This is a genomic window from Bacillus sp. FJAT-42376 (genome assembly GCF_003816055.1).
GTDB lineage: Bacteria > Bacillota > Bacilli > Bacillales > Bacillaceae > Metabacillus_B.
In genome coordinates this window covers 38,298-62,515 of the sequence record NZ_CP033906.1, presented here as the reverse complement: position 1 = coordinate 62,515, position 24,218 = coordinate 38,298, and the positions used below count along the sequence as shown (strand labels likewise).

General features: G+C 46.7%; 28 protein-coding genes. 24 read left to right on the top strand and 4 right to left on the bottom strand.

The genetic code is table 11. The annotated features are described in order from the left end of the window. The first annotated feature begins 4 nt into the window (after positions 1 to 4). Complete coding sequence (gene rpiB, locus CEF21_RS00315) at positions 5 to 448, top strand: ribose 5-phosphate isomerase B (protein ID WP_123912893.1); 444 nt, start codon at positions 5 to 7, stop codon at positions 446 to 448. A 13-nt stretch (positions 449 to 461) separates the two neighbouring features. After that, a complete protein-coding gene (locus tag CEF21_RS00310; protein ID WP_123912892.1) occupies positions 462 to 1,034 on the top strand; it encodes a TIGR01440 family protein in 573 nt (190 codons plus the stop codon). A 72-nt stretch (positions 1,035 to 1,106) separates the two neighbouring features. Here the strand turns inward: CEF21_RS00310 and CEF21_RS00305 are convergent, their stop codons facing one another. After that, positions 1,107 to 1,646, bottom strand: coding sequence for a hypothetical protein (locus CEF21_RS00305; RefSeq protein WP_123912891.1), 540 nt, complete (start codon positions 1,644 to 1,646; stop codon positions 1,107 to 1,109). Positions 1,647 to 1,958: 312 nt separating this feature from the next. After that, the gene (locus CEF21_RS21155) at positions 1,959 to 2,123 is read right to left on the bottom strand and encodes a hypothetical protein (RefSeq protein WP_164462054.1); all 165 of its coding nucleotides are present in this window, start codon (positions 2,121 to 2,123) and stop codon (positions 1,959 to 1,961) included. Between the two features lie 154 nt (positions 2,124 to 2,277). On the opposite strand from CEF21_RS21155, the gene CEF21_RS00300 reads away from it, so the two are divergent. The 14 genes from CEF21_RS00300 (at position 2,278) to CEF21_RS00235 (ending at position 15,777) form a co-directional block, all read left to right on the top strand. Beyond that, positions 2,278 to 3,510 carry a serine hydroxymethyltransferase gene (locus CEF21_RS00300; protein ID WP_123912890.1) on the top strand — a complete coding sequence of 411 codons (1,233 nt, stop codon included), beginning with the start codon at positions 2,278 to 2,280 and terminating at the stop codon, positions 3,508 to 3,510. A 372-nt stretch (positions 3,511 to 3,882) separates the two neighbouring features. After that, on the top strand, positions 3,883 to 4,905 hold the full coding sequence (locus CEF21_RS00295) for an IS110 family RNA-guided transposase (protein WP_241156737.1): 1,023 nt from the start codon (positions 3,883 to 3,885) through the stop codon (positions 4,903 to 4,905). Positions 4,906 to 5,080: 175 nt separating this feature from the next. Then, complete coding sequence (gene upp / locus CEF21_RS00290) at positions 5,081 to 5,710, top strand: uracil phosphoribosyltransferase (RefSeq protein ID WP_123912889.1); 630 nt, start codon at positions 5,081 to 5,083, stop codon at positions 5,708 to 5,710. A 135-nt stretch (positions 5,711 to 5,845) separates the two neighbouring features. Then, a complete protein-coding gene (locus tag CEF21_RS21690) occupies positions 5,846 to 8,077 on the top strand; it encodes a S8 family serine peptidase (protein WP_123912888.1) in 2,232 nt (743 codons plus the stop codon). A 193-nt stretch (positions 8,078 to 8,270) separates the two neighbouring features. Then, positions 8,271 to 8,492, top strand: coding sequence for an AtpZ/AtpI family protein (locus CEF21_RS00280; protein ID WP_123912887.1), 222 nt, complete (start codon positions 8,271 to 8,273; stop codon positions 8,490 to 8,492). 7 nt (positions 8,493 to 8,499) lie between these two features. Beyond that, entirely contained in the window at positions 8,500 to 8,868 is a 369-nt protein-coding gene (locus CEF21_RS00275) for an ATP synthase subunit I (protein ID WP_123912886.1), read from the top strand. Positions 8,869 to 8,889: 21 nt separating this feature from the next. Then, positions 8,890 to 9,624, top strand: coding sequence for a F0F1 ATP synthase subunit A (gene atpB / locus CEF21_RS00270; protein WP_123912885.1), 735 nt, complete (start codon positions 8,890 to 8,892; stop codon positions 9,622 to 9,624). 63 nt (positions 9,625 to 9,687) lie between these two features. Continuing rightward, entirely contained in the window at positions 9,688 to 9,906 is a 219-nt protein-coding gene (gene atpE, locus CEF21_RS00265) for a F0F1 ATP synthase subunit C (RefSeq protein WP_123912884.1), read from the top strand. A gap of 184 nt (positions 9,907 to 10,090) precedes the next feature. Next, positions 10,091 to 10,627: a F0F1 ATP synthase subunit B gene (gene atpF / locus CEF21_RS00260; protein WP_123912883.1), complete on the top strand. Its 537-nt coding sequence runs from the start codon at positions 10,091 to 10,093 to the stop codon at positions 10,625 to 10,627. Then, a complete protein-coding gene (locus CEF21_RS00255; RefSeq protein ID WP_123912882.1) occupies positions 10,624 to 11,163 on the top strand; it encodes a F0F1 ATP synthase subunit delta in 540 nt (179 codons plus the stop codon). Before atpF ends, CEF21_RS00255 begins: the two co-directional genes overlap by 4 nt. Positions 11,164 to 11,185: 22 nt before the next feature. Beyond that, on the top strand, positions 11,186 to 12,694 hold the full coding sequence (gene atpA / locus CEF21_RS00250; protein WP_123912881.1) for a F0F1 ATP synthase subunit alpha: 1,509 nt from the start codon (positions 11,186 to 11,188) through the stop codon (positions 12,692 to 12,694). A 326-nt stretch (positions 12,695 to 13,020) separates the two neighbouring features. Next, positions 13,021 to 13,878, top strand: a complete 858-nt coding sequence (atpG, locus tag CEF21_RS00245; protein WP_035408059.1) for an ATP synthase F1 subunit gamma — start codon at positions 13,021 to 13,023, stop codon at positions 13,876 to 13,878. Between the two features lie 48 nt (positions 13,879 to 13,926). After that, positions 13,927 to 15,348, top strand: coding sequence for a F0F1 ATP synthase subunit beta (atpD, locus tag CEF21_RS00240; protein WP_123919855.1), 1,422 nt, complete (start codon positions 13,927 to 13,929; stop codon positions 15,346 to 15,348). Positions 15,349 to 15,372: 24 nt separating this feature from the next. After that, a complete protein-coding gene (locus tag CEF21_RS00235; RefSeq protein WP_035408062.1) occupies positions 15,373 to 15,777 on the top strand; it encodes a F0F1 ATP synthase subunit epsilon in 405 nt (134 codons plus the stop codon). A gap of 182 nt (positions 15,778 to 15,959) precedes the next feature. On the opposite strand, the gene CEF21_RS21685 is transcribed toward CEF21_RS00235, so the two are convergent. Continuing rightward, positions 15,960 to 16,088 carry a hypothetical protein gene (locus CEF21_RS21685; protein WP_277423917.1) on the bottom strand — a complete coding sequence of 43 codons (129 nt, stop codon included), beginning with the start codon at positions 16,086 to 16,088 and terminating at the stop codon, positions 15,960 to 15,962. 412 nt (positions 16,089 to 16,500) lie between these two features. Between CEF21_RS21685 and CEF21_RS00230 the strand changes: the two genes are divergently transcribed. Both CEF21_RS00230 and CEF21_RS00225 read left to right on the top strand, forming a co-directional pair. Then, positions 16,501 to 16,788, top strand: coding sequence for a hypothetical protein (locus CEF21_RS00230; protein ID WP_123912880.1), 288 nt, complete (start codon positions 16,501 to 16,503; stop codon positions 16,786 to 16,788). Positions 16,789 to 16,961: 173 nt separating this feature from the next. Next, the gene (locus CEF21_RS00225) at positions 16,962 to 18,011 is read left to right on the top strand and encodes a hypothetical protein (protein WP_123912879.1); all 1,050 of its coding nucleotides are present in this window, start codon (positions 16,962 to 16,964) and stop codon (positions 18,009 to 18,011) included. 199 nt (positions 18,012 to 18,210) lie between these two features. On the opposite strand, the gene CEF21_RS00220 is transcribed toward CEF21_RS00225, so the two are convergent. After that, a complete protein-coding gene (locus CEF21_RS00220; RefSeq protein WP_123912878.1) occupies positions 18,211 to 18,699 on the bottom strand; it encodes a hypothetical protein in 489 nt (162 codons plus the stop codon). A 155-nt stretch (positions 18,700 to 18,854) separates the two neighbouring features. On the opposite strand from CEF21_RS00220, the gene CEF21_RS00215 reads away from it, so the two are divergent. From CEF21_RS00215 to nuoH, 6 genes are all read left to right on the top strand, one after another. After that, complete coding sequence (locus CEF21_RS00215; RefSeq protein ID WP_123912877.1) at positions 18,855 to 19,205, top strand: hypothetical protein; 351 nt, start codon at positions 18,855 to 18,857, stop codon at positions 19,203 to 19,205. A 476-nt stretch (positions 19,206 to 19,681) separates the two neighbouring features. Further along, positions 19,682 to 20,056 carry an NADH-quinone oxidoreductase subunit A gene (locus CEF21_RS00210; RefSeq protein ID WP_123912876.1) on the top strand — a complete coding sequence of 125 codons (375 nt, stop codon included), beginning with the start codon at positions 19,682 to 19,684 and terminating at the stop codon, positions 20,054 to 20,056. Continuing rightward, complete coding sequence (locus CEF21_RS00205) at positions 20,047 to 20,559, top strand: NuoB/complex I 20 kDa subunit family protein (protein WP_123912875.1); 513 nt, start codon at positions 20,047 to 20,049, stop codon at positions 20,557 to 20,559. Before CEF21_RS00210 ends, CEF21_RS00205 begins: the two co-directional genes overlap by 10 nt. A gap of 3 nt (positions 20,560 to 20,562) precedes the next feature. Then, positions 20,563 to 21,999: an NADH-quinone oxidoreductase subunit C gene (locus CEF21_RS00200; RefSeq protein WP_123912874.1), complete on the top strand. Its 1,437-nt coding sequence runs from the start codon at positions 20,563 to 20,565 to the stop codon at positions 21,997 to 21,999. A gap of 3 nt (positions 22,000 to 22,002) precedes the next feature. Next, positions 22,003 to 23,103: an NADH-quinone oxidoreductase subunit D gene (locus CEF21_RS00195; RefSeq protein ID WP_123912873.1), complete on the top strand. Its 1,101-nt coding sequence runs from the start codon at positions 22,003 to 22,005 to the stop codon at positions 23,101 to 23,103. Beyond that, positions 23,103 to 24,110 (top strand): NADH-quinone oxidoreductase subunit NuoH, encoded by a 1,008-nt coding sequence (nuoH, locus tag CEF21_RS00190; protein WP_123912872.1) that lies wholly within the window; start codon positions 23,103 to 23,105, stop codon positions 24,108 to 24,110. Before CEF21_RS00195 ends, nuoH begins: the two co-directional genes overlap by 1 nt. Positions 24,111 to 24,218 lie beyond the last annotated feature (108 nt).

Below are 24,218 nucleotides of genomic sequence, written 5' to 3'. Positions count from 1 at the left end.
AACAATGAGAGTAGCGATCGCGTCAGATCATGGCGGAATGAACATCCGTGAGGAAATTAAATCATTAATGGACGAAATGGGCATTGAATATGAGGACTTCGGCTGCGAATGCAGCCAGTCAGTGGACTATCCGGATTATGCTGTTCCGGTCGCGGAAAAAGTGGCATCCGGGGAAGCGGACCGGGGCATCCTTATTTGCGGAACCGGAATCGGGATGAGCATTTCGGCAAACAAGGTAAAAGGCATCCGCTGCGCACTCGTCCATGACGTGTACAGTGCAAGATTGACGAGAGAGCATAATGACAGCAACGTTCTTGCAATGGGTGAGCGCGTCATTGGACCGGGACTGGCGCGCGATATCGCCAAAACATGGCTTGAATCCCAATTCGAAGGCGGAAGACATGCGAACCGGCTCGGCAAAATTGCCGAATACGAAAATCAAGAATAAGAGGTGAACCAAAATGACGGAAGTCGAAGTATGGCGTTCTGAACTCCAAACCATTTTGCAAGACTTCGAACACCAAGTCACCTTTGAAAAAGACAGTCTCTTTGTAATTGGCTGCAGCACAAGCGAAGTCATCGGCAAAAAAATCGGAACATCCGGCACCTTTGAAGCGGCAACCATGATTTTCGAAGAACTTCACCAGTTTAGCGAACGACACGGAATCCGACTGGCCTTTCAATGCTGCGAGCACTTGAACCGGGCTCTCGTTGTACAGAAATCCACAGCGGAAATGCAGGGGCTTGAACCCGTCACGGTCATACCAGTCAGACAAGCCGGCGGGGCCATGGCTGCCCACGCCTACCGGCACATGACAGACCCTGTCGTAGTCGAACACATTAAAGCGGACGCAGGCATCGACATCGGTGACACCTTCATAGGCATGCACCTGAAGGCAGTCGCAGTCCCAATCAGAAGCTCGCTGAAACAAGTGGGACAAGCCCACGTCACGATGGCCAAAACCCGGCCAAAGCTAATCGGCGGAGTCCGTGCCGTTTATGAAGCAGCAGAAGAAAATGAATCCTGCAGATAAGAAGAACCGCTCTTGGAAGCGGTTCTTTTTGCTTTATGAAAAAGTTCGGGGGCGTGGACGATGGTCATAAATTCATGACCGGGGATTAAGGAGTGCCGGCGGGAAAGCGGGCCGTTTTGGCCGGAAAACCGGTTTAAATGGCGGGAAAATAGAGTTTGGCAGGAATAAGTGAAGGAACGGCAGGAAAGCAGTCGGTTTTGGCCGGAAAGAAAGCAGCTGCGGCAGGAAAACGAGTGTAAACGGCGGGTAAATAGAGTTTGGCAGGAATAAGTGAAGGAACGGCAGGAAAGCAGTCGGTTTTGGCCGGAAAGAAAGCAGCTGCGGCAGGAAAACGAGTGTAAACGGCGGGTAAATAGAGTTTGGCAGGAATAAGTGAAGGAACGGCAGGAAAGCAGTCGGTTTTGGCCGGAAAGAAAGCAGCTGCGGCAGGAAAACGAGTGTAAACGGCGGGTAAATGGAGTTTGGCAGGAATAAGTAAAGGAACGGCAGGAAAGCAGTCCGATTTGGCCGGAAAGAAAACAGCTGCGGCAGGAAAACGAGTGCAAACGGCGGGAAAATGAAGTTTGGCAGGAATTGAGTGGAAATCTGGGCTGAAAACCTGTTAAGCGGCAAAAATACCGGTCCATTTTATGTGTGCATTCATCTTACTAAGCTGATCGGATTAATCTGTCCGTTCTACAGCGTAAATTGTCCATTCCTCACAAGAATCTGTCCAATCGATTAATTTGTCCATTCGTCCCGAAGATTCGTCCGTTCCTGGACTGAATCTGTCCGTTCAAAAGCGTTAATTGTCTGTTCCGCTCACAAATCTGTCCAATCGGATTAATTTGTCCATTCGGCCCGGAGATTCGTCCGTTGCTGGACTGAATCTATCCGTTCAAAAGCGTTAATTGTCCGTTCCGCCCACAAATCTGTCCGATCGAATTATTTTGTCCGCTGCGGTAAAGAATTTGTCCAATCTACGATGCTATCTGTCCATTCCCAGACTGAATTCGTCCGTTCTACGTTGGAATCTGTCCAATCAATATAGCCCCCTCTTCCCAAGACTGCCCATCCAATCATCACCTGCTTTCCGCCATCCACCTTCATTTCGAACAATCTCTTCCATTCAACTCTCTATAGTTCGGCATTAGCCTCAATTTTTTAAGAAATCAGCCGAATCTCTTTTACTTTTTGTTCTGAATATGTGTAAAATAGGAGCATATATGCAAGCCATTACTGTCCAACTAAGGGGGAAATTATCATGACATTTTTGCAAAAGCAGGATCCATCCGTATTTGAAGCAATGCAGAAAGAGCTTAAACGCCAGCAGACAAAGATTGAACTTATTGCATCTGAGAACTTTGTAAGTGAAGCGGTAATGGAAGCGCAAGGTTCTGTACTTACGAACAAATATGCAGAAGGCTATCCGGGCAAACGCTATTATGGCGGTTGTGAATACGTAGATATCGTAGAGGATATTGCGCGCGATCGTGCGAAGGAAATTTTCGGTGCTGAGCATGCCAACGTTCAGCCGCATTCCGGTGCACAAGCAAATATGGCTGTTTATTTTACCATCCTGGAGCATGGGGACACAGTACTTGGTATGAACCTTTCACACGGCGGCCATCTTACCCACGGAAGTCCCGTTAACTTCAGCGGAGTGCAATACAACTTTGTTGAGTACGGTGTAGATAAAGAAACGCACCGCATTAACTATGAGGATGTGCGCCAAAAAGCAATTGAACATAAACCAAAACTGATTGTGGCTGGAGCAAGTGCTTATCCTCGTGAAATCGACTTCCAGAAGTTCCGTGAAATTGCGGATGAGGTAGGAGCCTACTTCATGGTTGATATGGCACACATAGCGGGTCTTGTAGCAGTAGGACTTCATTCGAATCCCGTTCCTTACGCGGATTTTGTAACGACCACCACACATAAAACACTTCGTGGACCTCGCGGCGGAATGATTCTCTGCAAAGAAGAATTTGCGAAAAAGATTGATAAATCGATTTTCCCTGGAATTCAAGGCGGTCCGCTTATGCATGTGATCGCGGCTAAAGCTGTTGCTTTTGGTGAAGCCCTGCAGCCTGAATTTAAAGAGTACGGCGAAAAAATCATCGAGAACGCAAAACGCCTTGGTGAGTCCCTTGTAAAAGAAGGAATTAATCTCGTATCCGGCGGTACGGACAACCATTTGGTCCTTCTTGATGTACGTTCCCTGAACCTTACAGGTAAAGCGGCTGAAAAAATCCTTGATGAGATCGGCATTACTACTAATAAAAACACGATTCCATTCGATCCGGAAAGTCCATTTGTAACAAGCGGTATCCGCATTGGTACAGCGGCTGTTACAACACGCGGCTTCGGACTTGAAGCGATGGACGAAATTGCTTCAATCATTGCCCTTGCATTAAAAAACAGCGAAGACGAAGAAAAACAAAAAGAAGCAGCGGAGCGCGCGGAAGCACTTACGGCAAAATTCCCGCTTTACTAAGAAGAAAAGGAGGCTGGGACATAACTAAAATTGTTGTCCGTAAGCCGAATATTTCTTTTGAAAAAAAGCATGAAAAACAATAAAACCGAACGATTAAGAAGCTCTATACCAGAGTTTTAAATAATCGTTCGGTTTTTTTATTCGCTATGTTAAAGCATGTTGGTGATTTTTAAACCCTGTTGATTGAAGCGGAAGGCGCGAGACTCCTGTGGGAGCAGCGGGACAGGTGAGACCCCTCAGTCGCGAAGCGGCGAGTTATCATGAACGAAACTAGCCCCTTACTCGTAAAATCGTAGGTTGATTTGGTTAGACTGTTTTTGTCAAACAAAACAAAACCAAATCAGAGCTACATTACGGAAGGAGCTAGCTATTATGCAGGATACCATTAAATACGTAGGTTTAGACGTATCAAAAGAAAATATTGCCGTTGCGGTCGCAGAAGAAGGACGGGAAGCACCGAGATACTGGGGGGTCATTCCTCATACGCCTGAAGCCGTGAAAAAATTGATGAAGAAGCTGGGCAGCCCAAAGTCCCTTCGTGTCTGTTATGAAGCCGGTCCTACCGGATATCCGTTATACAGACTATTACTAACATTGGACATTCATTGTTCGGTGATCGCCCCAACTCTTATTCCGAAAAGGCCTGGAGATCGAATTAAAACCGATCGCCGAGACTCTGTTCGTCTGGCTCAATTATATCGGGCTGGGGAGTTAACGTCCGTTTATGTTCCTACTCCAGAAGACGAAGCCCTTCGGGATCTGGTACGTTGCCGGGAAGATGTGAAAGAGGATGAGTTAAGGGTGAAACACCGGTTAAGCAAATTTTTACTACGCAACGATATTAAGCCACCGGCAGGTGTAAATAAGTGGACCACCAAGTACTTCAGATGGCTGGATACCCTTCATTTTGAAAATTCTTCTTTGCGGGTTACGTTTCAGGAGTACTATTATCAGCTTAAAGAAATCGGTCAAAGACTCTTAAGGCTGGAAGAAGAAATTCGGGTTCACTCAAATGAAGGGGTACATGCTCGGAAAATTCAGGCCCTCCAATGTTTGAGAGGTGTTGCCCTTGTCACCGCCTCGAGTGTTGTGGCAGAAATAGGTTCGTTTAAACGGTTCCCAACCCCTAATCACTTCATGGGATATGTCGGGTTGATTCCAAGCGAATATTCGAGTGGAGAAAGCAGACGGCAAGGAAATATAACCAAGACAGGAAATCGGCATGTACGACGGTTATTGGTCGAAGCCGCTTGGAGTTACCGATATAAGCCTGCGGTTAAAGGAGAATTGGCACGAAGACAAAGTGGACAATCTCCGACCATTCAGTCCATATCCTGGAAAGCACAAAATCGCAGAGGCTCACCGCCCGCCCTGCTGGTCGCTGAGCGCCTGTAGCGGAAATCAACAGCAAAGTTTAACGGAGCTTTTTTATTATCCGGAAACCTTTTGTCCCAGCCTCTTTTTCCATTTTTTAAAATGGTTCCTCTCTCTTGAAACCCGCGGCCTTTTTCTGTAGAATCAATGGAAGTGCAATGAAACTGGTACGACTTATTAAAAGGAGATGAGCATTGTGGGGAAAGTATACGTTTTCGACCATCCGCTGATTCAGCATAAGCTTACTTACATAAGAGATGTAAAAACAGGTACGAAAGACTTCCGTGAACTAGTGGACGAAGTAGCCACGCTGATGGCCTTTGAAATTACAAGAGATCTTCCTCTTGAAGAAGTGGAAGTGGAAACACCGGTAACGGTTGCGAAATCCAATGTGCTTGGCGGCAAAAAATTGGCTATTATTCCGATTTTGCGTGCAGGGCTTGGAATGGTGGATGGAATCCTTAAGCTGATACCTGCTGCAAAGGTCGGCCACGTAGGACTTTACCGCGATCCTGAAACTCTAAAGCCTGTGGAGTATTATGCAAAGCTTCCTTCCGACGTCGAAGAGCGTGATTTCATTGTTGTCGATCCAATGCTTGCAACAGGCGGATCTGCAATTGAGGCGATCAACAGCCTGAAAAAACGCGGAGCGAAAAACATCAAATTCATGTGCCTGATTGCTGCACCTGAAGGCGTGGAAGAATTCAAGCGGGCTCATCCGGACGTGGATATTTTCATTGCAGCCCTGGATGAAAAGTTGAACGAAAAAGGATACATTGTCCCTGGTCTCGGTGACGCAGGCGACAGAATGTTCGGAACGAAATAATCAAAAAGACCTGAACCCTGTAATACGGGTTCAGGTCTTTTTTTATTGGCGCCGGGAGCGGTCTCATGGCCCGCCCATAGTGGCATAGATTGGCCCTCCTCAGTAAATCCTAATCCGCAAGAGGTGGAGCCAGCTATGAAAAAAATCATGATTCTGCTCGTCATTTTATGTTTCCAAACCGTATCGAGCGCTTCGTCAGGCTCATATTCCTATCCGGAACGTCCTCCCCTTCCGGCGGAGGATACCGCAAGGCACGAGAAACGCATTCTAATGATTACCCCGGGAAAAGGGAACGCGTTTAAAACGAAGCTGAGAACTCAATTCCCTGCGGTTAAAATCAGGCATCAGTACAATGCGGTGTTTGAAGGATTTTCAGTAGAAGGTTCAGTCCGTGATTTACATACGGTTTTGGCCCTGCCGGAGGTGGAGGATCTCGGGCCTGTGACCGTTTATCAAGCGGAAGCGGAGGATCATGTTTCGTTCGTGGGCGGCGACAAGGTAAGAGGCATATACGATCAAAAAAATCAGCGGCTTACGGGAAAAGGCATAAAAGTCGGGGTGATTGATACGGGGATGGATTATCTGCATCCTGACCTCCGCAGAAATTATGCAGGCGGCTATGATTTGGTCGATGATGACCGGGATCCGATGGAAACAAGGGGAAACAAAGAGCTCGCCACCTTGCACGGAACCCACGTCGCGGGAATTATTGCAGCGAATGGAAGAGTGAAAGGAATCGCCCCAGAGGCGAGTCTTTATATTTACCGTGCTCTCGGACCTGGCGGGATGGGCACATCGGAATGGATTATTGCCGCAATAGACCGGGCTGTGAGAGATAAAGTCGATGTCTTGAATTTATCTCTCGGGAACGATGTGAACGGGCCGGACTGGCCGACCAGTCTTGCTTTAAACCGGGCGGTGGACAAAGGGATCATTGCCGTGGCCGCAGGCGGAAATTCCGGTCCTGAAAAGTGGACGCTTGGTTCTCCCGGAACAGCGGAAAAAGCGATTTCGGTGGGGGCTTCTACCCCGCCAATGAAAGGATTCATTCTAAAAATCGCGGGAATTCAGGAACCGATTCGCCTTAATGCGTTTCAGGGTGCAGCGGAGTGGAAACCGTTTAGAGGGCTTGAAATAGCGGATGCCGGATTTGGACGGGACAGCGAATTTCCGAAAGATACAAAAGGGAAACTGGTGATTGCCCAGCGCGGCAAGATTTCTTTTTCTGAAAAAGCTGAGGCGGCAGAGCGGAAAGGGGCAGCTGCCATCCTTGTATATAACAATGAAAAGGGAAATTACTCGGGCTCAATGAAAAACATCCGCATTCCCGCTGCTTCTTTGTCCAGGCAGGATGGAATAAAGCTCAGAAGACTTCTTCAGCAAAGAGTAGATATCGAACAAATAAAAGAAGAAGACACACTTGCAGGCTTCAGTTCACGCGGTCCCGTGACAGGCAGCTGGGCGATCAAACCCGATATTGTCGCGCCGGGTGTGGCGATCATGAGCACGATTCCGGATAAACAGTACAAAGCGCTCCAGGGAACGAGCATGGCTGCCCCCCTTGTCGCAGGGGCGGCTGCCTTAGTGAAGCAGGCTCATCCGGATTGGACGCCGGAAGAAATAAAAGCGGTCCTGATGAATACAGCCATCCCCATAAAAGATCCCCACTCCCGTCTGTATGAACCGATTGGCCAGGGGGCGGGGAGAATGGATGTCTATAAAGCGGTCCGTACCGAGGTATTGGCTGTCCCCGGATCCCTCGTATTTTCCCAATTTTCATCAGGACAGCGGAGAACGGTCCAGAAAGCGACAATCAGACTCGTCAATCATTCAGCTGAAACGGAAAAATTTTCTTTTGACTATCCTGTGAGGGCGCAGGGGATAACGTGGAAAATTCCGGCTCCGCAATACGTGCCGCCCCACTCTTCCAAAACGGCCGAAATCATCCTGGAAGGGACTCCGATGCACTTAACGGACGGTACGCATCAGGGATGGGTCGCGGTAAGAGCGGGGAAAGAGCGTTTCAGCCTTCCATACCTTTATATGATGAATGAACCGGATTATCCGCGTTTAATGGGATTCAGCTACCATCCGGGGGAAGAACCGGGAACAAGCCAATATGAAGTTTACCTTCCGGGAGGGGCGGATGAAATTGGCATTGCTTTATACGAACCCGCATCGTATCATTTTATTGGATATTTGGATTGGAAGAAAAATGTTGGAAGAGGCCGGCTGAAAAGAGTGCTGATAAACAAGGATTTGAACATGCCCGAAGGCACGTATAAAGCTGTTGTTTTTGCTAAAAAAGGCAAGGTGGAAGATGTGATTGAAACCTCAATCACAATCGATTTTTCGAGTCAACGCTAATTTATTTGACAAATGTGAACAATTTGTGCCGGGGTGGTGTCTTTGTGAACTTTTAGCAAGGAATCACATTGACACAGCCCAGTGCCTATTGTTATGCTATACGAGGGTAATGATAAGGTTTTCAAAACTTGTCAATTACTTGTATATATCCTCTAAAATGCCCTTTAAAACCGTGATTGCGGGGTGCTGTAAAATGAACGGTAAAAATCGTCATCCATTACAGGCAATGGCCCTTATGTCTGGCATTCTATCACATTTGGTAGGATCTGTTTTAGTAGGAGTTTTCGCCGGAAGGTGGCTTGACGGCTATCTTCACACGGTACCGCTATTTTTGATTACCGGCCTTCTTTTAGGACTGTCAGCAGGCGTTTACGGCATGCTGAAACTGATCCGCCACTACTTTCCAGGAGACTGAGCACCTCATGCCTGAACTGCATCTCATGAACCAGCGCTATTTAAAATACATACTATATTTGCTTGCCATATATGTGATTGGCTGGGGGTTTACAGATTACAGGGAGATTTTTCTCGGTCTGATAACCGGGACGGTCTTCAGTCTTTTCAACTTATGGACAATGGTGCGGAAGCAGAAACAGTTCGAAAAAGCTTTTCAGGAAGGCAAAACAATCCGCTCAATGGGGATGCTGTCCAGGATGGCAGCAGCCGGTCTTGCTGTGCTCATTGCAATGAGATACCCCGACACTATCAATCTTATTTCCGTGGTTATTGGATTAATGACGATTTATGTCGTTATTATGATAGATTTTCTAATACAACATTTACGCACATAGCTGGAAGAGAGGTGAATATTTTTGGAGCACGAAGCACCTGTCGTAGAGTTTTTAGGACTATATTTTAACTTGGCAAATATGATGATGATCACAATTGCCAGCGTCATCGTATTTATACTGGCTGTTGCGGGCACTCGTACATTGGCTCTAAGACCAACCGGTATTCAGAACTTTGTTGAGTGGATTATGGACTTTGTCAAGAACATAATCAGCAGCACGATGGACTGGCAGACTGGAGGACGTTTCTTAACACTTGGAATGACTCTCCTTATGTACATCTTCGTATCGAATATGCTGGGATTGCCATTCTCTGTGATTATCGGCCATGAACTATGGTGGAAATCGCCGACAGCGGATCCGGTCATTACCTTGACACTGGCCGTGATGGTAGTGGGTCTGACTCATTACTACGGAATCAAAATGAAAGGTGCTGGCGAATACGCACGCGATTATGTTAGACCAATGAAATTTTTGTTTCCTATTAAAATAATCGAGGAATTCGCGAACACCCTTACACTCGGCCTTCGTCTTTACGGAAACATCTTTGCCGGGGAAATCCTGCTTGGATTGCTTGCAGGTCTTGCAACAAACGGCTATACCCACAGTTTCGCAGGAGGAATCTTCGGAACAATCGGTGCAATTATACCGATGCTTGCATGGCAGGGATTCAGTATTTTCGTAGGTACCATCCAGGCTTACATTTTCGTTATGCTTACAATGGTTTATATGGCTCACAAAGTGAGTCAGGACCATTAATTTATAATCAGCACTATCTAATAGCAAAACTATTATTTTCATAAGATAAGGGAGGATTTACAAATGAGTTTAGGTTTAATTGCAGCTGCAATCGCAGTAGGTTTAGGTGCACTTGGTGCAGGTATTGGTAACGGACTAATCGTTGGTCGCACAATCGAAGGGATCGCGCGCCAGCCGGAACTAAGAGGAACACTTCAAACAACTATGTTCATCGGTATCGCACTAGTTGAGGCACTTCCGATCATCGCAGTAGTTATCGCGTTCATCGTAATGGGTCAATAATTAACCCGTCTGATTAGATGTGAAAAGAAGGTGGCGAAGAGCATTCTTAAACAGAACCTTCGCCATTCTCTTATCTGAATAGGCCGTCTCTTTTTTTGTCTAAAAATGGAATGAACGGGGAATTTGCTTCTGCATACTCCTCTGAAACGTATACCGTAACCCTTGAAGGGAGTGAATTCGAGCAATGTTTACTTTATTCGCATTAGGTGCAGCAGGTGCAGGAGAAGCTGCAGAAGGCCATTTCAATGGCGGGGATATTCTTTTTCAGCTTGTAACGTTCCTGATCCTTCTTGCCCTTTTAAGAAAATTCGCATGGACGCCGATCATGAATATCATGAAACAGCGTGCTGACCATATTTCTAACGAAATCACGGCGGCCGAGCAGAAAAACCTCGAAGCCGGAAAACTGATTGAAGAACAGCGTGAATTGCTGAAGCAGGCTCGTCAGGAAGCACAGAATCTGATTGAGAACGCGAAGAAAATCGGGGAACAGCAAAAAGAAGAAATTGTTGTTACCGCACGCAATGAGGCTGCACGCCTTAAAGAAAGTGCGCGCAAAGAAATCGCGCAGGAAAGAGACCAGGCAGTGGCCGCGCTTCGCGATCAGGTTGCTTCTCTATCTGTCATGATTGCTTCTAAAGTGATTGAAAAAGAATTGAACGAGCAGGCTCAGGAAAAACTCATCAGCGATTACCTTAAAGAAGTAGGGGATAACCGATGAGCAAAACCGTTGTTTCCAAACGTTATGCATCAGCACTTTTTGAAATTGCCAAGGAAACAAAAATGCTTGATCAATTTGAAGATGACCTGAAGACAGTCAAAGAAGTGTTTAAGCAAAACCCTAAGCTGATGGTTCTGCTTCAGCATCCTAAATTGGACATGACAAAGAAAAAAGAGCTTGTTAAAGAAGGATTCGGAACTTTAACGGCACCTGTTCTAAATACGTTTTACCTGTTAGTTGAACGCCACCGTACAGAAAGCATTCCAGAAGTTGCGGATGAATTTGCAAAGCTTGCAAACGAAGCCCGCGGAACAGAGGAAGCTGTTGTCTACTCTGTACGTCTGTTAAGTGAAACTGAACTATCCGAATTATCCGCAGCTTTTGCGAAAAAAATCGGGAAAACGTCATTAAGGCTGAAAAATGTCATCGATCAAACTCTGATCGGCGGCGTGAAGCTGAAAATCGGCAACCGTATTTTTGACGGAAGCGTTAGCGGAAAACTTGCACGAATCGAGAAACAGCTCGTTACAAAATAGATCACAGATAGGGGTGAAACTCATGAGCATCAAAGCTGAAGAAATTAGTGCTCTGATAAAAAAGCAGATTGAAACCTATCAGTCTGAAATCGAAGTTAGTGATGTAGGTACGGTTATCCAGGTTGGTGACGGTATCGCTCGTGCTCATGGCCTCGACAATGTCATGGCTGGAGAACTTGTTGAGTTTTCAAACGGCGTTTTGGGAATGGCCCAAAACCTAGAGGAAAGCAATGTTGGTATCGTTATTCTTGGACCTTACAAAGAAATCCGTGAAGGCGATGAAGTAAAACGTACAGGACGCATCATGGAGGTTCCTGTAGGTGAAGCGCTTATCGGGCGTGTAGTAAACCCGCTTGGACAGCCTGTTGACGGACTTGGTCCGATTGAAACAACGAAAACCCGTCCAATCGAAGGACCGGCTCCTGGCGTAATGGATCGTAAATCCGTTCATGAGCCATTGCAAACCGGTATTAAAGCGATCGATGCGCTTGTTCCGATTGGCCGCGGCCAGCGTGAGCTCATCATCGGAGACCGTCAAACAGGTAAAACATCTGTTGCGATCGATACAATCCTTAATCAAAAAGATCAGGATATGGTCTGTGTGTACGTGGCAATCGGCCAAAAAGAATCCACTGTCCGCGGTGTTGTGGAAACACTTCGCAAGCACGGAGCTCTTGATTACACAATCGTAGTAACGGCATCTGCTTCCCAGCCTGCTCCTCTTCTATACCTTGCTCCTTATGCGGGTGTAACAATGGGTGAGGAATTTATGTACAATGGCAAGCACGTGTTGGTTGTTTACGATGACCTTTCCAAACAGGCAGCCGCTTACCGTGAGCTTTCCTTGCTCCTTCGCCGTCCTCCGGGCCGTGAAGCCTATCCAGGGGATGTATTCTACGTGCATTCACGCCTGCTTGAGCGTGCAGCAAAGCTTAGCGATGCAAAAGGCGCCGGCTCTCTGACAGCTCTACCATTCGTTGAAACACAGGCGGGAGATATCTCAGCTTACATTCCAACGAACGTTATCTCCATCACAGACGGACAGATCTTCCTTCAGTCTGACCTGTTCTTCTCAGGCGTACGTCCTGCGATCAACGCCGGTCTTTCTGTATCCCGTGTTGGAGGATCCGCACAAATTAAAGCGATGAAGAGCGTTGCAGGTACACTGCGTCTTGACCTTGCATCTTACCGTGAGCTTGAAGCATTTGCCCAATTCGGTTCTGATCTGGATAAAGCAACGCAGGCAAAACTTGCCCGCGGAGCGCGTACAGTTGAAGTGCTGAAGCAGGATCTTCATAAACCGCTTAAAGTTGAAAAGCAGGTTGCGATTCTTTATGCCCTTACGAAAGGTCATCTGGATGACATTCCTGTACAGGATATCAACCGCTTCGAAAACGAATTGTATGCATACCTTGATCAAAACAATGCTGATCTTCTTGAACAAATCCGCACTTCCGGAAAACTTCCTGCTGACGAAGCAATCGTTTCTGCGATCACTGGATTTAAAAAGACTTTCATCATTTCTGAATAAATAACAAAAGCGGAAGCGCCTTTTTAGGGGGGATGTTCTGCTAGGTGCGCGACGTCCTGTCGCAACGCAGAACTGACCTGCCTCCTGCAGGCCTCCGACAAGCATAAGACAATCAGCCGGAGGAAGGCGTTTTTCCCTTCCGCAGGCTGATGGGCTTATGACCTCGAGGGGCTAGGCGCTGGAGCTGGACGAAGATGACCTTGATAAAAATTAATATTAAAGATGTTAATTTTAATGAAATTTAGAGGGATCGCCGTTCGGCGCTTCCCCTCTCTTTTGAATAATTTGAGTAAGACCGGAGTTTAAAAACAAGGTGGTGAGTATCTTTGGCATCATTACGTGATATAAAATCAAAAATCACTTCGACGAAAAAGACGAGTCAAATCACAAAGGCAATGGAAATGGTTTCAGCTGCGAAGCTTAACCGTGCTGAGAACAATGCGAAATCTTTCGTTCCTTACATGAACAAGATGCAGGAAGTTGTATCGAATGTGGCAAACGGAATTTCCGGTGCCCGCCATTCCATGCTTCTTTCACGTCCGGTTAAGAAAACGGGCTATCTTGTGATTACGTCTGACCGCGGACTTGCAGGTGCATTCAACAGCAGTGTTCTGCGCGCTGTCTACCAAACCATCCAAAAACGTCATTCATCCAGTGATGAATATGCAGTGATTGCGATCGGAAAAATCGGACGTGATTTCTTTAAGCGCCGCGGTATTACGGTAGCCCGTGACATCGTGTCCCTTGGGGATGAGCCAAGCTTTTCCGATATCAAGAACATTGCAAGCGAAACGGTAGGTATGTATGAAGATGAGACATTCGATGAACTGTATCTCTTCTACAACCACTACGTCAGTGCGATTCAGCAGGACGTAACCGAGAAAAAATTGCTGCCGCTGACTGACATTTCAGCCGAAGGCAAACGTACTTCTTACGAATTCGAGCCGGATGAGGACGAAATCCTTGAAGTGCTTCTTCCTCAGTATGCAGAAAGCCTGATCTACGGAGCGCTTCTGGACAGTAAAGCGTCTGAGCATGCTGCCCGTATGACAGCGATGAAAAATGCAACGGACAATGCCAAGGAATTAATCAGCAGCTACACACTTACATTCAACCGCGCGCGCCAGGCAGCCATCACTCAGGAAATTACCGAGATTGTCGGCGGAGCCGCAGCGCTCGAATAGACCGGAAAAAATACATTGTTTTATTTAAGCTCGATAGGAGGGAAAGCGATCATGAAAGGACGCGTTATACAGGTTATGGGTCCCGTCGTTGACGTAAAGTTCGAAAGCGGACACCTGCCGGAGATTTACAACGCTCTTACAATTAAGCAAGATGCGAAAAGCGAAGCTGATGCATCCTTCTCACTTACGCTGGAGGTTGCCCTTCATCTTGGTGACGATACGGTACGTACGATCGCAATGGCATCGACTGACGGATTGCAGCGTAACACAGAAGTAACAGATACAGGTTCACCAATCGTTGTTCCTGTTGGGGATATCACGCTTGGCCGTGTATTCAACGTACTTGGAGAAAACATCGACTTGGATGCTCCGATTGCTGCTGAATCCCGCCGTGATCCAATTCACAGACAGGCACCAACGTTTGAACATCTTTCTACAGAAGTAGAAATTCTTGAAACAGGAATCAAAGTTGTAGACTTGCTTGCCCCTTACATCAAGGGTGGTAAGATCGGTTTGTTCGGAGGAGCGGGTGTAGGTAAAACCGTTCTCATCCAGGAGCTAATCAACAACATCGCTCAAGAGCACGGCGGTATCTCCGTATTCGCCGGTGTTGGAGAGCGTACACGTGAAGGAAATGACCTTTACCATGAAATGACGGATTCCGGCGTTATCAAGAAAACGGCCATGGTATTCGGACAAATGAACGAGCCGCCTGGAGCACGTATGCGTGTTGCCCTGACTGGTTTAACAATGGCTGAATATTTCCGTGATGACCAAGGACAGGACGTTCTTTTCTTCATGGATAACATCTTCCGCTTCACGCAAGCAGGTTCTGAGGTTTCCGCCCTTCTTGGACGTATGCCTTCTGCCGTTGGTTACCAGCCCACACTTGCAACAGAGATGGGTCAGCTTCAAGAGCGTATCACATCTACTAACGTAGGTTCTGTAACATCCATCCAAGCGATCTATGTACCTGCCGATGACTACACGGATCCGGCTCCTGCTACAACGTTCGCTCACTTGGATGCAACAACAAACCTTGAGCGTAAATTGTCTGAGATGGGTATCTACCCTGCGGTAGATCCGCTTGCTTCCACTTCACGGGCGCTTTCTCCTGAGATTGTTGGAGAAGAGCACTACAACGTGGCACGTCAAGTTCAGCAGACACTTCAAAAATACAAAGAGCTTCAAGATATCATCGCGATTCTTGGTATGGATGAGCTTTCTGAAGAAGATAAATTGGTTGTACAGCGTGCGCGCCGCATCCAGTTCTTCCTTTCTCAGAACTTCCACGTAGCTGAACAGTTTACAGGACAAAAAGGTTCCTATGTGCCGGTTAAAGAAACCGTTAAAGGCTTCAAAGAAATCCTTGACGGCAAGTACGACCACCTTCCTGAAGATGCTTTCCGCCTTGTTGGACGCATTGAAGAAGTTGTGGAAAGCGCTAAAGGCATGGGTGTTGAAGTCTAATCTGGTCCTTAGGAGGGTATGAGTATGAAGACAGTACAAGTCAATGTCGTTACTCCTGATGGCCCAGTTTACGATGCGGAAGTGGAAATGGTCAGTGTAAAAGCTCAGAGCGGTGAGCTTGGAATCCTGCCTGGACACGTTCCGATGGTTGCTCCCCTTAAAATAGGAGCGGTTCGCCTGAAAAAAGGAAGCAGCACGGAACTCGTGGCTGTTAGCGGGGGATTCATTGAAGTCCGCCCGGATAACGTAACGATTTTAGCTCAGGCTGCAGAAGCCGCTGAGAATATCGATCTTGATCGTGCTCAAGCATCAAAAGAGCGCGCCGAACGCCGTCTGAATCAGAAGACAGCGGATATGGACTCTCATCGTGCCCAGCTGGCACTAAGCCGAGCGATTAACCGAATTGACATAAAAAACAATCGGATCTAATGAAAACCCCCCGGGTCTTAAACCGGGGGGTTTTTGCATAAAAAAATTCCTCCCCGAGGAAGGAATTCTAAATCATCTATCGGTCAAATATGTGTGTTCAATCTCAGGTGCTCTCCTATTGGGAGCAAGTATATTAGCCTCTCACGAACTTGCCTTTTGCAGTAAAAAGGAAGCCGGAGTCATCAGACAGTGACGGGATCTTTTCCCAGCTCCATTGCCTCAAGTATATTTTCCTCGGAAAATCCAATAAGCTGACTGATTTTTGGAATGGTTAGCGGGATTGTACGTCCGCGTTTCTTCGCATCATTCACGGCTTTTTTCACTTTGTAGAGAATGATGGAATGCCGGTTATTAATTAGGATTAAAATACAATCACTTCTCCTTTAGAGCTCCCTCAGAGAAAATTGAAAGACCATACATATATATTCCCTTTTTTAGATAAGATGAAACCTTTTTTGGCATATGGCCCTTTTATAGTAGAAGGATACTTGAAATCTGATTAATCAGTTGGGAATGTTCCTTCCGTTTCAAAAAGCACCCACTCTAGCATAAAAAACAAATGGACATATCAAATTTTGAAGGCATTGTCGAAATAGCGGACGTCTATTTTGATACAATATATGGAAATTTATGATACAGTAAGGTTAGTTAGATTAACAATAAAAATTTAACTAACGAGCAAGTTTGTTCATCTGACATAAATAAAATATTTGGAGGCTAGTCATGTTATTTATCATATCTGGGGTTATTGCAATAGCAGCTACTTTTATGAATCTTTATAGATATATAGCAGGAAAAGATTATAAGCTTGCAATGGCAATAGGACTATCATTTACAGCGATCACACTTTGTTCAGAATATAGTCTTGTATCACAGTGGGTAAAAGTGGAAGATTGGTCCGCTCTAGGCGATGTAGTACCTAGTATGGAAAGGGCATTATGGTTTTTGACAATCGCTTCTATCTTGCTAAATATAGCACCTGTACTATTAGAACTAAAAGGGAAGAAATAATTTATATAGAATATGCCTGACTTTAGCGTAACTGATACCATCCAACCTCACTTGTGAAACTTCCTATAGATAATATGAAAATTAAATTTTATCAGAGCCTTCAATAAATAGACATATCCTTACGGCGATGACTCATATGGAAGATTTATACTATAAGAAAAGGGGGGATGGACTTGACTGCACTCAATAAACCGCGATGGGGCTGGATGATCCTTTTGTCTGCCATCATTCTTGGAAGCAATACACTCATTTACAGGATTCCGAATGTCGTGTCCATCATGACACCGGCAGCTGCCATTGGATCCTTGTTAGACTGTATCCTGATTTTTCCGCTTGCTGCCTATTTTCTCATTATCCGCAGAAGGTATTCGCTGCGCTGGATCGTTCCGGTTATCATAGCGGGTCTCGCTGCTTCCTGGCTGATTATCCCTATAGAATATATCGATCAATTCTTATACCTGAAGTATTTGCCGGCAGCCGGGATAACGGTTTTAATCGGACTTGAAGTTTTTATCATGACCAAGGTCTTGTTAAAAGCAGCTGCCATTCTGAAGGAGTACCGGTCCAGGCCGGGTACATCATTTTATGAAAGAATGGAAAAAGCCGTTTCAAAGGAAATGAAACCATCACGCCTGCTTTCAATCCTAATGAGTGAAGTGGCGTTAATGTACTACGGTCTCTTTTCGTGGAAAAAGAAGCCTGTACAAGCTCCAAATCTATTTACCTTCCACAAAAAAACAAGTGTGATTGCCTTCAATATCATGCTGATTCATGCACTGCTCATCGAATCAATAGGCTTTCACATTTTGCTTCATTCATGGAACCCTGTTCTATCCTGGATCCTTCTTATTCTCAATATCTATACCATCTTACTGTTTTTAGCGGAGATGCAATCCTTCCGGTTAACCCCCTTTGCTATAACCGATCAGGAGCTGCATTTACAGGTCGGGGTGATGAAGCGGCTTACCGTAAACCTAAAGGATATCCTGGCCGTTTCTTACTATGAGAAGCCAGAGAATGCCGGTGATTCTCGCGTTTTCGACGGCATGCCTAAAGAATTCGCTGAAGAGGATCCGGCTATCGTAATAGAGTTTACTCATCCGGTGGAGGCAAAACTCCTTTATGGTTTTACGAAAAAAGTAACGAAAGCACACATTCGTCCAGATGAACCTCAGCTGTTTTATGAAGCCCTGTCCCGCAAGCTGGAATCGAATCAACCTTAAAGCACCTGCCGACTGGGCGGGTTCTTTTATGTGGATTTATAGCGGATCTGAAATCATCGGAAAGTCAGCCATTACTCGGCCAAAGTCAGAATACCTGTAGAAAGTCAGCAATTATCCGTATTTCCAAAATCGATCCCCTGTCCTTATTAAAAAACCGCCCCATTGTCCTCAATCGGAGGGGCAAAGCGGCGGAAATCAGCTATTTATTCATTCTCTTCTCAATCCTCTTATACCGGCCATATAAATAGTGTTCATCCTCGTTTTTAACCATTAAGTAATGGTCTTCAAAGTAGTTTGTAAAGAAATCCGTATGTTTACCCCGGTTAAGTCCAAGCACATACTTTTTTTCATCAAATGGATAAGGCTGGACTGCCCAGTCTGTGTTCGGTATATTCCTAGTTACCACTTCGCCGAAATAAATGGACATCATGGTTTCAAACTCGTGGATGGTCAGCTGCAATTCCTTCCATCCATTGGTCCGGAAACAGGTAAAATACAATTTTTCAAGGTCGATCAGACTCTCCGGTGAATAGTCCAATTCTCGCAATCTCATATATTCAGCAGCTTCATTTAGCATTGAAAGCTGTTCAAAACGATAGTCAAAATAATAAGCGATCGCTTCAAATTCACTCGTGAATTCCGGAAGGTTCCGGCCATACTCTTCTTCTATATGAAATGATTCATGCATTACGATCATCTCCTTTTCAATAGGGACAGTATAACACGAAATATGTAAAAAAATAGGGAATAGAAAGCATTACCTAATACAAGAAAATTATAGTAAATGGGTATCGTTTTAGGTAAAATGAAAGAAACATATTCGATTTTCAAGGAGAGAACGGAATGGCGGTTTGGATCATTTCCCTAATTGCGGGGCTTTTTTTACTGCGGATGATTGTTCGCTTTATCTGGTCCGGAACCATTACATTCCATGTGAACCGCATCAAAGAGGATCCGAATGAGGAACGATCGGCTATATTTCTTAAAAAGATGAAGATGGTTTGGTCTGTCCCTAATAAGCCGCATCTTTGGATCGGGCTTAAGGAGGCTTATTTTGTGATTCTGAATAGCCGTCATATTGATTTTGAAACAAAGCTATCCATCTATCAGCTGCTGACTAAGAGAAGAGTGTACGGATTGCGCAAACCATATAAGAGGCTTCACTCAAAAGCCATAGCCGAACCATCTGCCTAGCGGATGGTTTTTTTTGTGCTTTTTTAAATCCTGCGAGCATATTTATAGAACAATTCGGTTTGTCCAGCCAGGAAAACCGGTTAATTGGCTATAACCCAGAGGTGGCTGAACCGGTATCGGACGCCGATATGGGCCGAAATGTAAAGATATCGACCGAAATCTTAATATATCGGCTATTATTTTATTTTATCGACCGAAACGGGAGGGATATCGACTTTTCGACTATATTTGACAAACCTTTAGCACAGCCAAAATAAGTACGGCCATCCACGAGCCGCAGCCGCCAATACTATAATGTACAAAAACTATTAATATGGTCGAACCCTCAATAATCGACAATTATCGAAAGGATTGCGGCCGGACAGGGCTCTCTAGTATGTATCGACACTTCCAGTATATGTTTGCTATAATGATAGCGGTTACATTATTAGAATATTTAGAAGGTTTCAACAAAATCCGATTATTGGAGGGGGATTATGGAATCACTTTATCCATATTGGAATAATTATTTGATTGTTGTTGTGTTTCTTCTTCTCGGTTTACTTCTTCCTGCCATCGCCCTTACCATCGGACGGGTTCTTCGTCCTCATGCACCCACACAAGCTAAAATGACTACTTATGAAAGCGGGATCGAACCCTTTCATGACTCCAGAATTCAATTTAATGTCCGCTACTACATATTTGCCCTGCTGTTTGTGATTTTTGATGTGGAGACCGTTTTTATGTATCCGTGGGCCGTTGCCTATGAAAAGCTTGGTCTTTTTGCACTGATTGAAATGCTGATTTTTGTCGTTATGCTGCTCATCGGTCTTCTTTACGCATGGAAAAAAGGGGTGCTCAAATGGATTTAAAACTCGAAAACCTGCCTCCCGGGGAGCTGGAGGAAATCAGGCAAAGTGTCTTTTTAAGCACGCTCGAAGAACTGAAAGCGTGGGCGCGAAGCAATTCCTTATGGCCGCTGACGTTCGGCCTTGCCTGCTGTGCCATCGAAATGATGGGAGTCGGCGCTTCCCATTATGACCTCGACCGTTTCGGTTCTTTTTTCCGGACATCTCCCCGCCAGTCAGATGTCATGATCGTCTCCGGAACCGTGACGAAAAAAATGGCGCCCATCCTCAAAAGACTCTATGATCAAATGCCGGAACCCAAATGGGTAATTGCGATGGGCTCCTGCGCAACAGCAGGCGGACCTTATATTAAATCCTACGCCGTTGTGAAGGGCGTCGATCAAATCGTACCGGTAGACGTCTATATTCCCGGCTGTCCCCCGAATCCCGCTGCGCTGATCTACGGTATCAATAAATTGAAAGAAAAAATCCGCTACGAGGCGAAAACCGGAAAGCGGGTGCTTTAATACATGCCAGAAGAAAAAGACTTGGAGCAGCTGAAAAAAGAAGCAGCTGAAAAAGCAAAGCTTGCCGCTCAAAAGAAAATGGAGGAACGCAGGCTTAATGAAGAAGCCGCTGTGTCCATTGAGAAGGACAAGATCGAAGAGGAAGCCCTCGCCCTTGCGAAGAAAAAAGCCGCAGCCGCAGCAAAGGCCAAAGCGGCCGCACTTGCTAAACAGAAGCAAACGGACCCTGGTCAGGAGTCAGGAGAAGAGGAAGCCCTCGCCCTTGCAAAGAAAAAAGCCGCAGCCGCAGCAAAGGCCAAAGCGGCCGCACTTGCGAAGCAGAAGCAAACGGACCCTGGTCAAGAGTCAGGAGAAGAGGAAGCCCTCCCCCTTGCGAAGAAAAAAGCGGCAGCCGCAGCAAAGGCCAAAGCGGCCGCACTTGCGAAGCAGAAGCAAACGGACCCTGGTCAAGAGTCAGGAGAAGAGGAAGCCCTCGCCCTTGCGAAGAAAAAAGCCGCAGCCGCAGCAAAGGCCAAAGCGGCCGCACTTGCGAAGCAGAAGCAAACGGACCCTGGTCAAGAGTCAGGAGAAGAGGAAGCCCTCCCCCTTGCGAAGAAAAAAGCGGCAGCGGCAGCAAAGGCCAAAGCGGCCGCATCTGCAAAGCAGAAGCAAACGGACTCTGGTCAGGAGTCAGGAGAAGAGGATGCTCTCACACTGGCGAAGAAAAAAGCCGCCGCCGCAGCAAAAGCCAAAGCTGCTGCAAAAGCTAAGGATCAGCAGATAAACGAAGAGAGCTCTCCAGAAGAAGATGCCAAGACTATGGCGAAGAAAAAAGCCGCGGCGGCAGCAAAAGCGAAAGCGGCGGCCGCCGCAAAGGCGAAGGCTTCCGGTGCACATGCAGAGCCCCTTTCTGAGGAAGAAGCAGCGAAAGCCAGGCTTGCTGTAAAAGAAGTGCCTGAAGAAGTCACAGAAGAAACGCCTTCTGTTCACCAGCCGAGGCTTGATCAGACGGCTGCACTGTTGACCGGTGCATTTGGAAGCGGCTGTCTTGAGCAGGTCTATATCAATCGTTTGTCTAAAGAAGTGCCGACGATTGTGGTGAAAAAAGAGCACTATTTAGAAGCGGCCACTCTTTTAAAGCACCATGAAGCGACCGCTTACGATTTTTTATCGGAAATGCATGGAACGGACTTTCAGACCCACATGGAGATTTTCCTCTATTTATATTCTTACACCCACAAGCATGCGCTCGTGCTGAAGACGAAAATCGACCGGGACCAGCCGATGGTGGAATCGGTGGCCGGTTTATGGCGGGGAGCCGATTGGCCGGAGCGTGAGACGTATGACCTGCTTGGGATTCAATTTGCGAATCATCCCAATTTAAAAAGGATTATGCTTCCGGATGACTGGGTCGGTCATCCGCTCAGGAAAGATTATGAACCGTATGATGTGGAGGTGTAGAGCGTGATGCGTACGGAAGAAATGCTCTTGAACGTCGGTCCGCAGCATCCGAGCACTCACGGAGTCTTTCGCCTTGTCATTAAGATTGACGGTGAAATCATTAAAGAGGCAACACCGGTGGTGGGGTATCTTCACCGCGGGACCGAAAAGCTTGCGGAAAATCTGCAATACACCCAGATTATCCCTTATACCGACCGGATGGATTATTTATCGGCGATGACGAACAATTATGTGATTTGCCATGCGGTGGAAACGATGGCGGGGATCACTCCCCCGGACCTGGCTGAGTATTTGCGGATTCTCGCGATGGAGCTTGGCCGGGTGGCGAGCCATCTCGTCTGGTGGGGAACGTATCTCCTGGATATCGGGGCGGTCAGTCCATTCCTTTATGCATTCCGGGAGCGGGAGATGATTATCAATCTATTAACCGAGCTGTCCGGTGCCCGGTTAACCTTTAACTATATGAGAGTAGGAGGGGTGAAATGGGATGCGCCGGACGGCTGGCTTGAAAAGGTGGCGGAATTCGTCCCGTATATGAGGGAGCAGCTGAAGGGATATCACGAGCTTGTTTCCGGAAATGAAATTTTCCTGAACCGCGTGAAAAACGTGGGCATCTACTCAAAAGAAGAGGCGGTTGACTACTCCTTGAGCGGCGCCAACCTCCGCTGCACCGGAGTAGAGTGGGATTTGCGCAAAGATGAACCGTATTCGATCTATGACCGGTTTGATTTTGATATCCCTGTAAGAACGAAGGGGGATGCGTTTGCCCGCTATGAATGCAGGATGGCAGAGATCGAGGAATCGCTGAAAATCATTGAGCAGGCGGTTGAACAGTTTCCGGAGGAAGGCCCGATTATGGCCAAGGTTCCAAAAATTATCAAGCCTCCCAAGGGGGAAGCATACGTCCGGATCGAATCGCCAAGAGGAGAGATTGGCTGCTACATTGCGTCAGAAGGGAAAAAAGAGCCGTACCGGCTAAAATTCAGACGCCCTTCCTTTTATAATCTGCAAATCCTTCCGAAGCTTCTGGAAGGCGAAAACATGGCCAACCTGATCACCATTCTGGGTGCCATTGATATCGTGCTTGGGGAGGTAGATGGCTGATGATGCAGGATCTGATTTATGCACAGCCGGGCTGGCTGAATTTCCTGTACTTTTTCCTGCTTGCCACGCTGTTTCTGTTTGTGGTCCTTGGCTTCGTTACGTATGGAATTCTCGCTGAACGGAAGGTAATGGGATTCATGCAGGGAAGGATTGGACCAAACCAGGTGGGCGGGAGATGGGGGCTGCTTCAGACGGTTTCCGATGTCCTTAAGCTTCTTTTAAAGGAAGACACCATTCCAAAGCTTGCCGACCGGCCGCTTTTTATCCTTGCACCGGTCATTGCGTTTGCGCCTGCCTTTCTTGTTTTGGCGGTCATTCCCTTTACGGATGCCTTCCAGTTTGCGGACATTGGGGTCGGTTTGCTTTATTACATTGCGGTTTCCGGGCTGACAACGGTCGGCGTCGTTGCCGGAGGATGGGCGTCGAACAATAAGTATTCACTCCTCGGCGGCATGAGGGCAGCGGCGCAGATGATCTCCTATGAGGTTCCGCTCGTAATGAGTGTCATCGGAGTTGTTTTGTTATCAGGAAGCCTCAATTTAAATGAAATTGTCGCAGCGCAGGAGAACGTCTGGTTTATTTTCATTCAGCCGGTTGGCTTTCTCGTATTCCTGATCGCATCCGTTGCGGAGCTGAACCGGACCCCGTTTGATCTGCCGGAAGCAGAGTCGGAGCTTGTAGCCGGCTACCATGTTGAATACTCAGGCTTCAGGTGGGCCTTCTTTATGCTCTCGGAGTACGTTTACTTTTTCGCTATGGCCTCCCTGACGACCGTTCTCTTCCTTGGAGGCTGGCATGAAGTACCGCTGCTGGGGTTCATTCCGGGCGCCGTCTGGTTTGCCCTGAAATTCAGCATCATCATCTTCATCCTCATTTGGTTCCGGGTCACCTTTCCAAGACTTCGCGCCGATCAGCTGATGGAATTCGGCTGGAAGGTACTGCTCCCGGTGGCGCTGGCCAACATTTTTATCACGGCGATCGTGAAGGAATTATTTTTTCGCCAGTAGGTTTTTAAACATGGGCGACACAGCGGGACAGGTCAAACACAAAGGACGAAAAGCGCGACTCCAATCAGCAGCCGGGTTCAACAGAGTTTTCCGATCTAGCGGAAACTC

What these genes read in the sequence shown, in the direction of transcription:
- CEF21_RS00235 (WP_035408062.1), top strand. Translation starts at nt 15,373, where the DNA reads ATGAAGACAGTACAAGTCAATGTCGTTACTCCTGATGGCCCAGTTTAC.
- CEF21_RS00215 (WP_123912877.1), top strand. Translation starts at nt 18,855, where the DNA reads ATGGCGGTTTGGATCATTTCCCTAATTGCGGGGCTTTTTTTACTGCGG.
- CEF21_RS00310 (WP_123912892.1), top strand. Translation starts at nt 462, where the DNA reads ATGACGGAAGTCGAAGTATGGCGTTCTGAACTCCAAACCATTTTGCAA.
- CEF21_RS00210 (WP_123912876.1), top strand. Translation starts at nt 19,682, where the DNA reads ATGGAATCACTTTATCCATATTGGAATAATTATTTGATTGTTGTTGTG.
- CEF21_RS00255 (WP_123912882.1), top strand. Translation starts at nt 10,624, where the DNA reads ATGAGCAAAACCGTTGTTTCCAAACGTTATGCATCAGCACTTTTTGAA.
- atpE (WP_123912884.1), top strand. Translation starts at nt 9,688, where the DNA reads ATGAGTTTAGGTTTAATTGCAGCTGCAATCGCAGTAGGTTTAGGTGCA.
- atpA (WP_123912881.1), top strand. Translation starts at nt 11,186, where the DNA reads ATGAGCATCAAAGCTGAAGAAATTAGTGCTCTGATAAAAAAGCAGATT.
- atpF (WP_123912883.1), top strand. Translation starts at nt 10,091, where the DNA reads ATGTTTACTTTATTCGCATTAGGTGCAGCAGGTGCAGGAGAAGCTGCA.
- CEF21_RS21690 (WP_123912888.1), top strand. Translation starts at nt 5,846, where the DNA reads ATGAAAAAAATCATGATTCTGCTCGTCATTTTATGTTTCCAAACCGTA.
- CEF21_RS00275 (WP_123912886.1), top strand. Translation starts at nt 8,500, where the DNA reads ATGCCTGAACTGCATCTCATGAACCAGCGCTATTTAAAATACATACTA.
- CEF21_RS00220 (WP_123912878.1), bottom strand. Translation starts at nt 18,699, where the DNA reads ATGCATGAATCATTTCATATAGAAGAAGAGTATGGCCGGAACCTTCCG.
- CEF21_RS00200 (WP_123912874.1), top strand. Translation starts at nt 20,563, where the DNA reads ATGCCAGAAGAAAAAGACTTGGAGCAGCTGAAAAAAGAAGCAGCTGAA.
- nuoH (WP_123912872.1), top strand. Translation starts at nt 23,103, where the DNA reads ATGATGCAGGATCTGATTTATGCACAGCCGGGCTGGCTGAATTTCCTG.
- CEF21_RS00280 (WP_123912887.1), top strand. Translation starts at nt 8,271, where the DNA reads ATGAACGGTAAAAATCGTCATCCATTACAGGCAATGGCCCTTATGTCT.
- CEF21_RS00295 (WP_241156737.1), top strand. Translation starts at nt 3,883, where the DNA reads ATGCAGGATACCATTAAATACGTAGGTTTAGACGTATCAAAAGAAAAT.
- CEF21_RS00300 (WP_123912890.1), top strand. Translation starts at nt 2,278, where the DNA reads ATGACATTTTTGCAAAAGCAGGATCCATCCGTATTTGAAGCAATGCAG.
- CEF21_RS00205 (WP_123912875.1), top strand. Translation starts at nt 20,047, where the DNA reads ATGGATTTAAAACTCGAAAACCTGCCTCCCGGGGAGCTGGAGGAAATC.
- CEF21_RS21155 (WP_164462054.1), bottom strand. Translation starts at nt 2,123, where the DNA reads ATGAAGGTGGATGGCGGAAAGCAGGTGATGATTGGATGGGCAGTCTTG.
- rpiB (WP_123912893.1), top strand. Translation starts at nt 5, where the DNA reads ATGAGAGTAGCGATCGCGTCAGATCATGGCGGAATGAACATCCGTGAG.
- CEF21_RS00230 (WP_123912880.1), top strand. Translation starts at nt 16,501, where the DNA reads ATGTTATTTATCATATCTGGGGTTATTGCAATAGCAGCTACTTTTATG.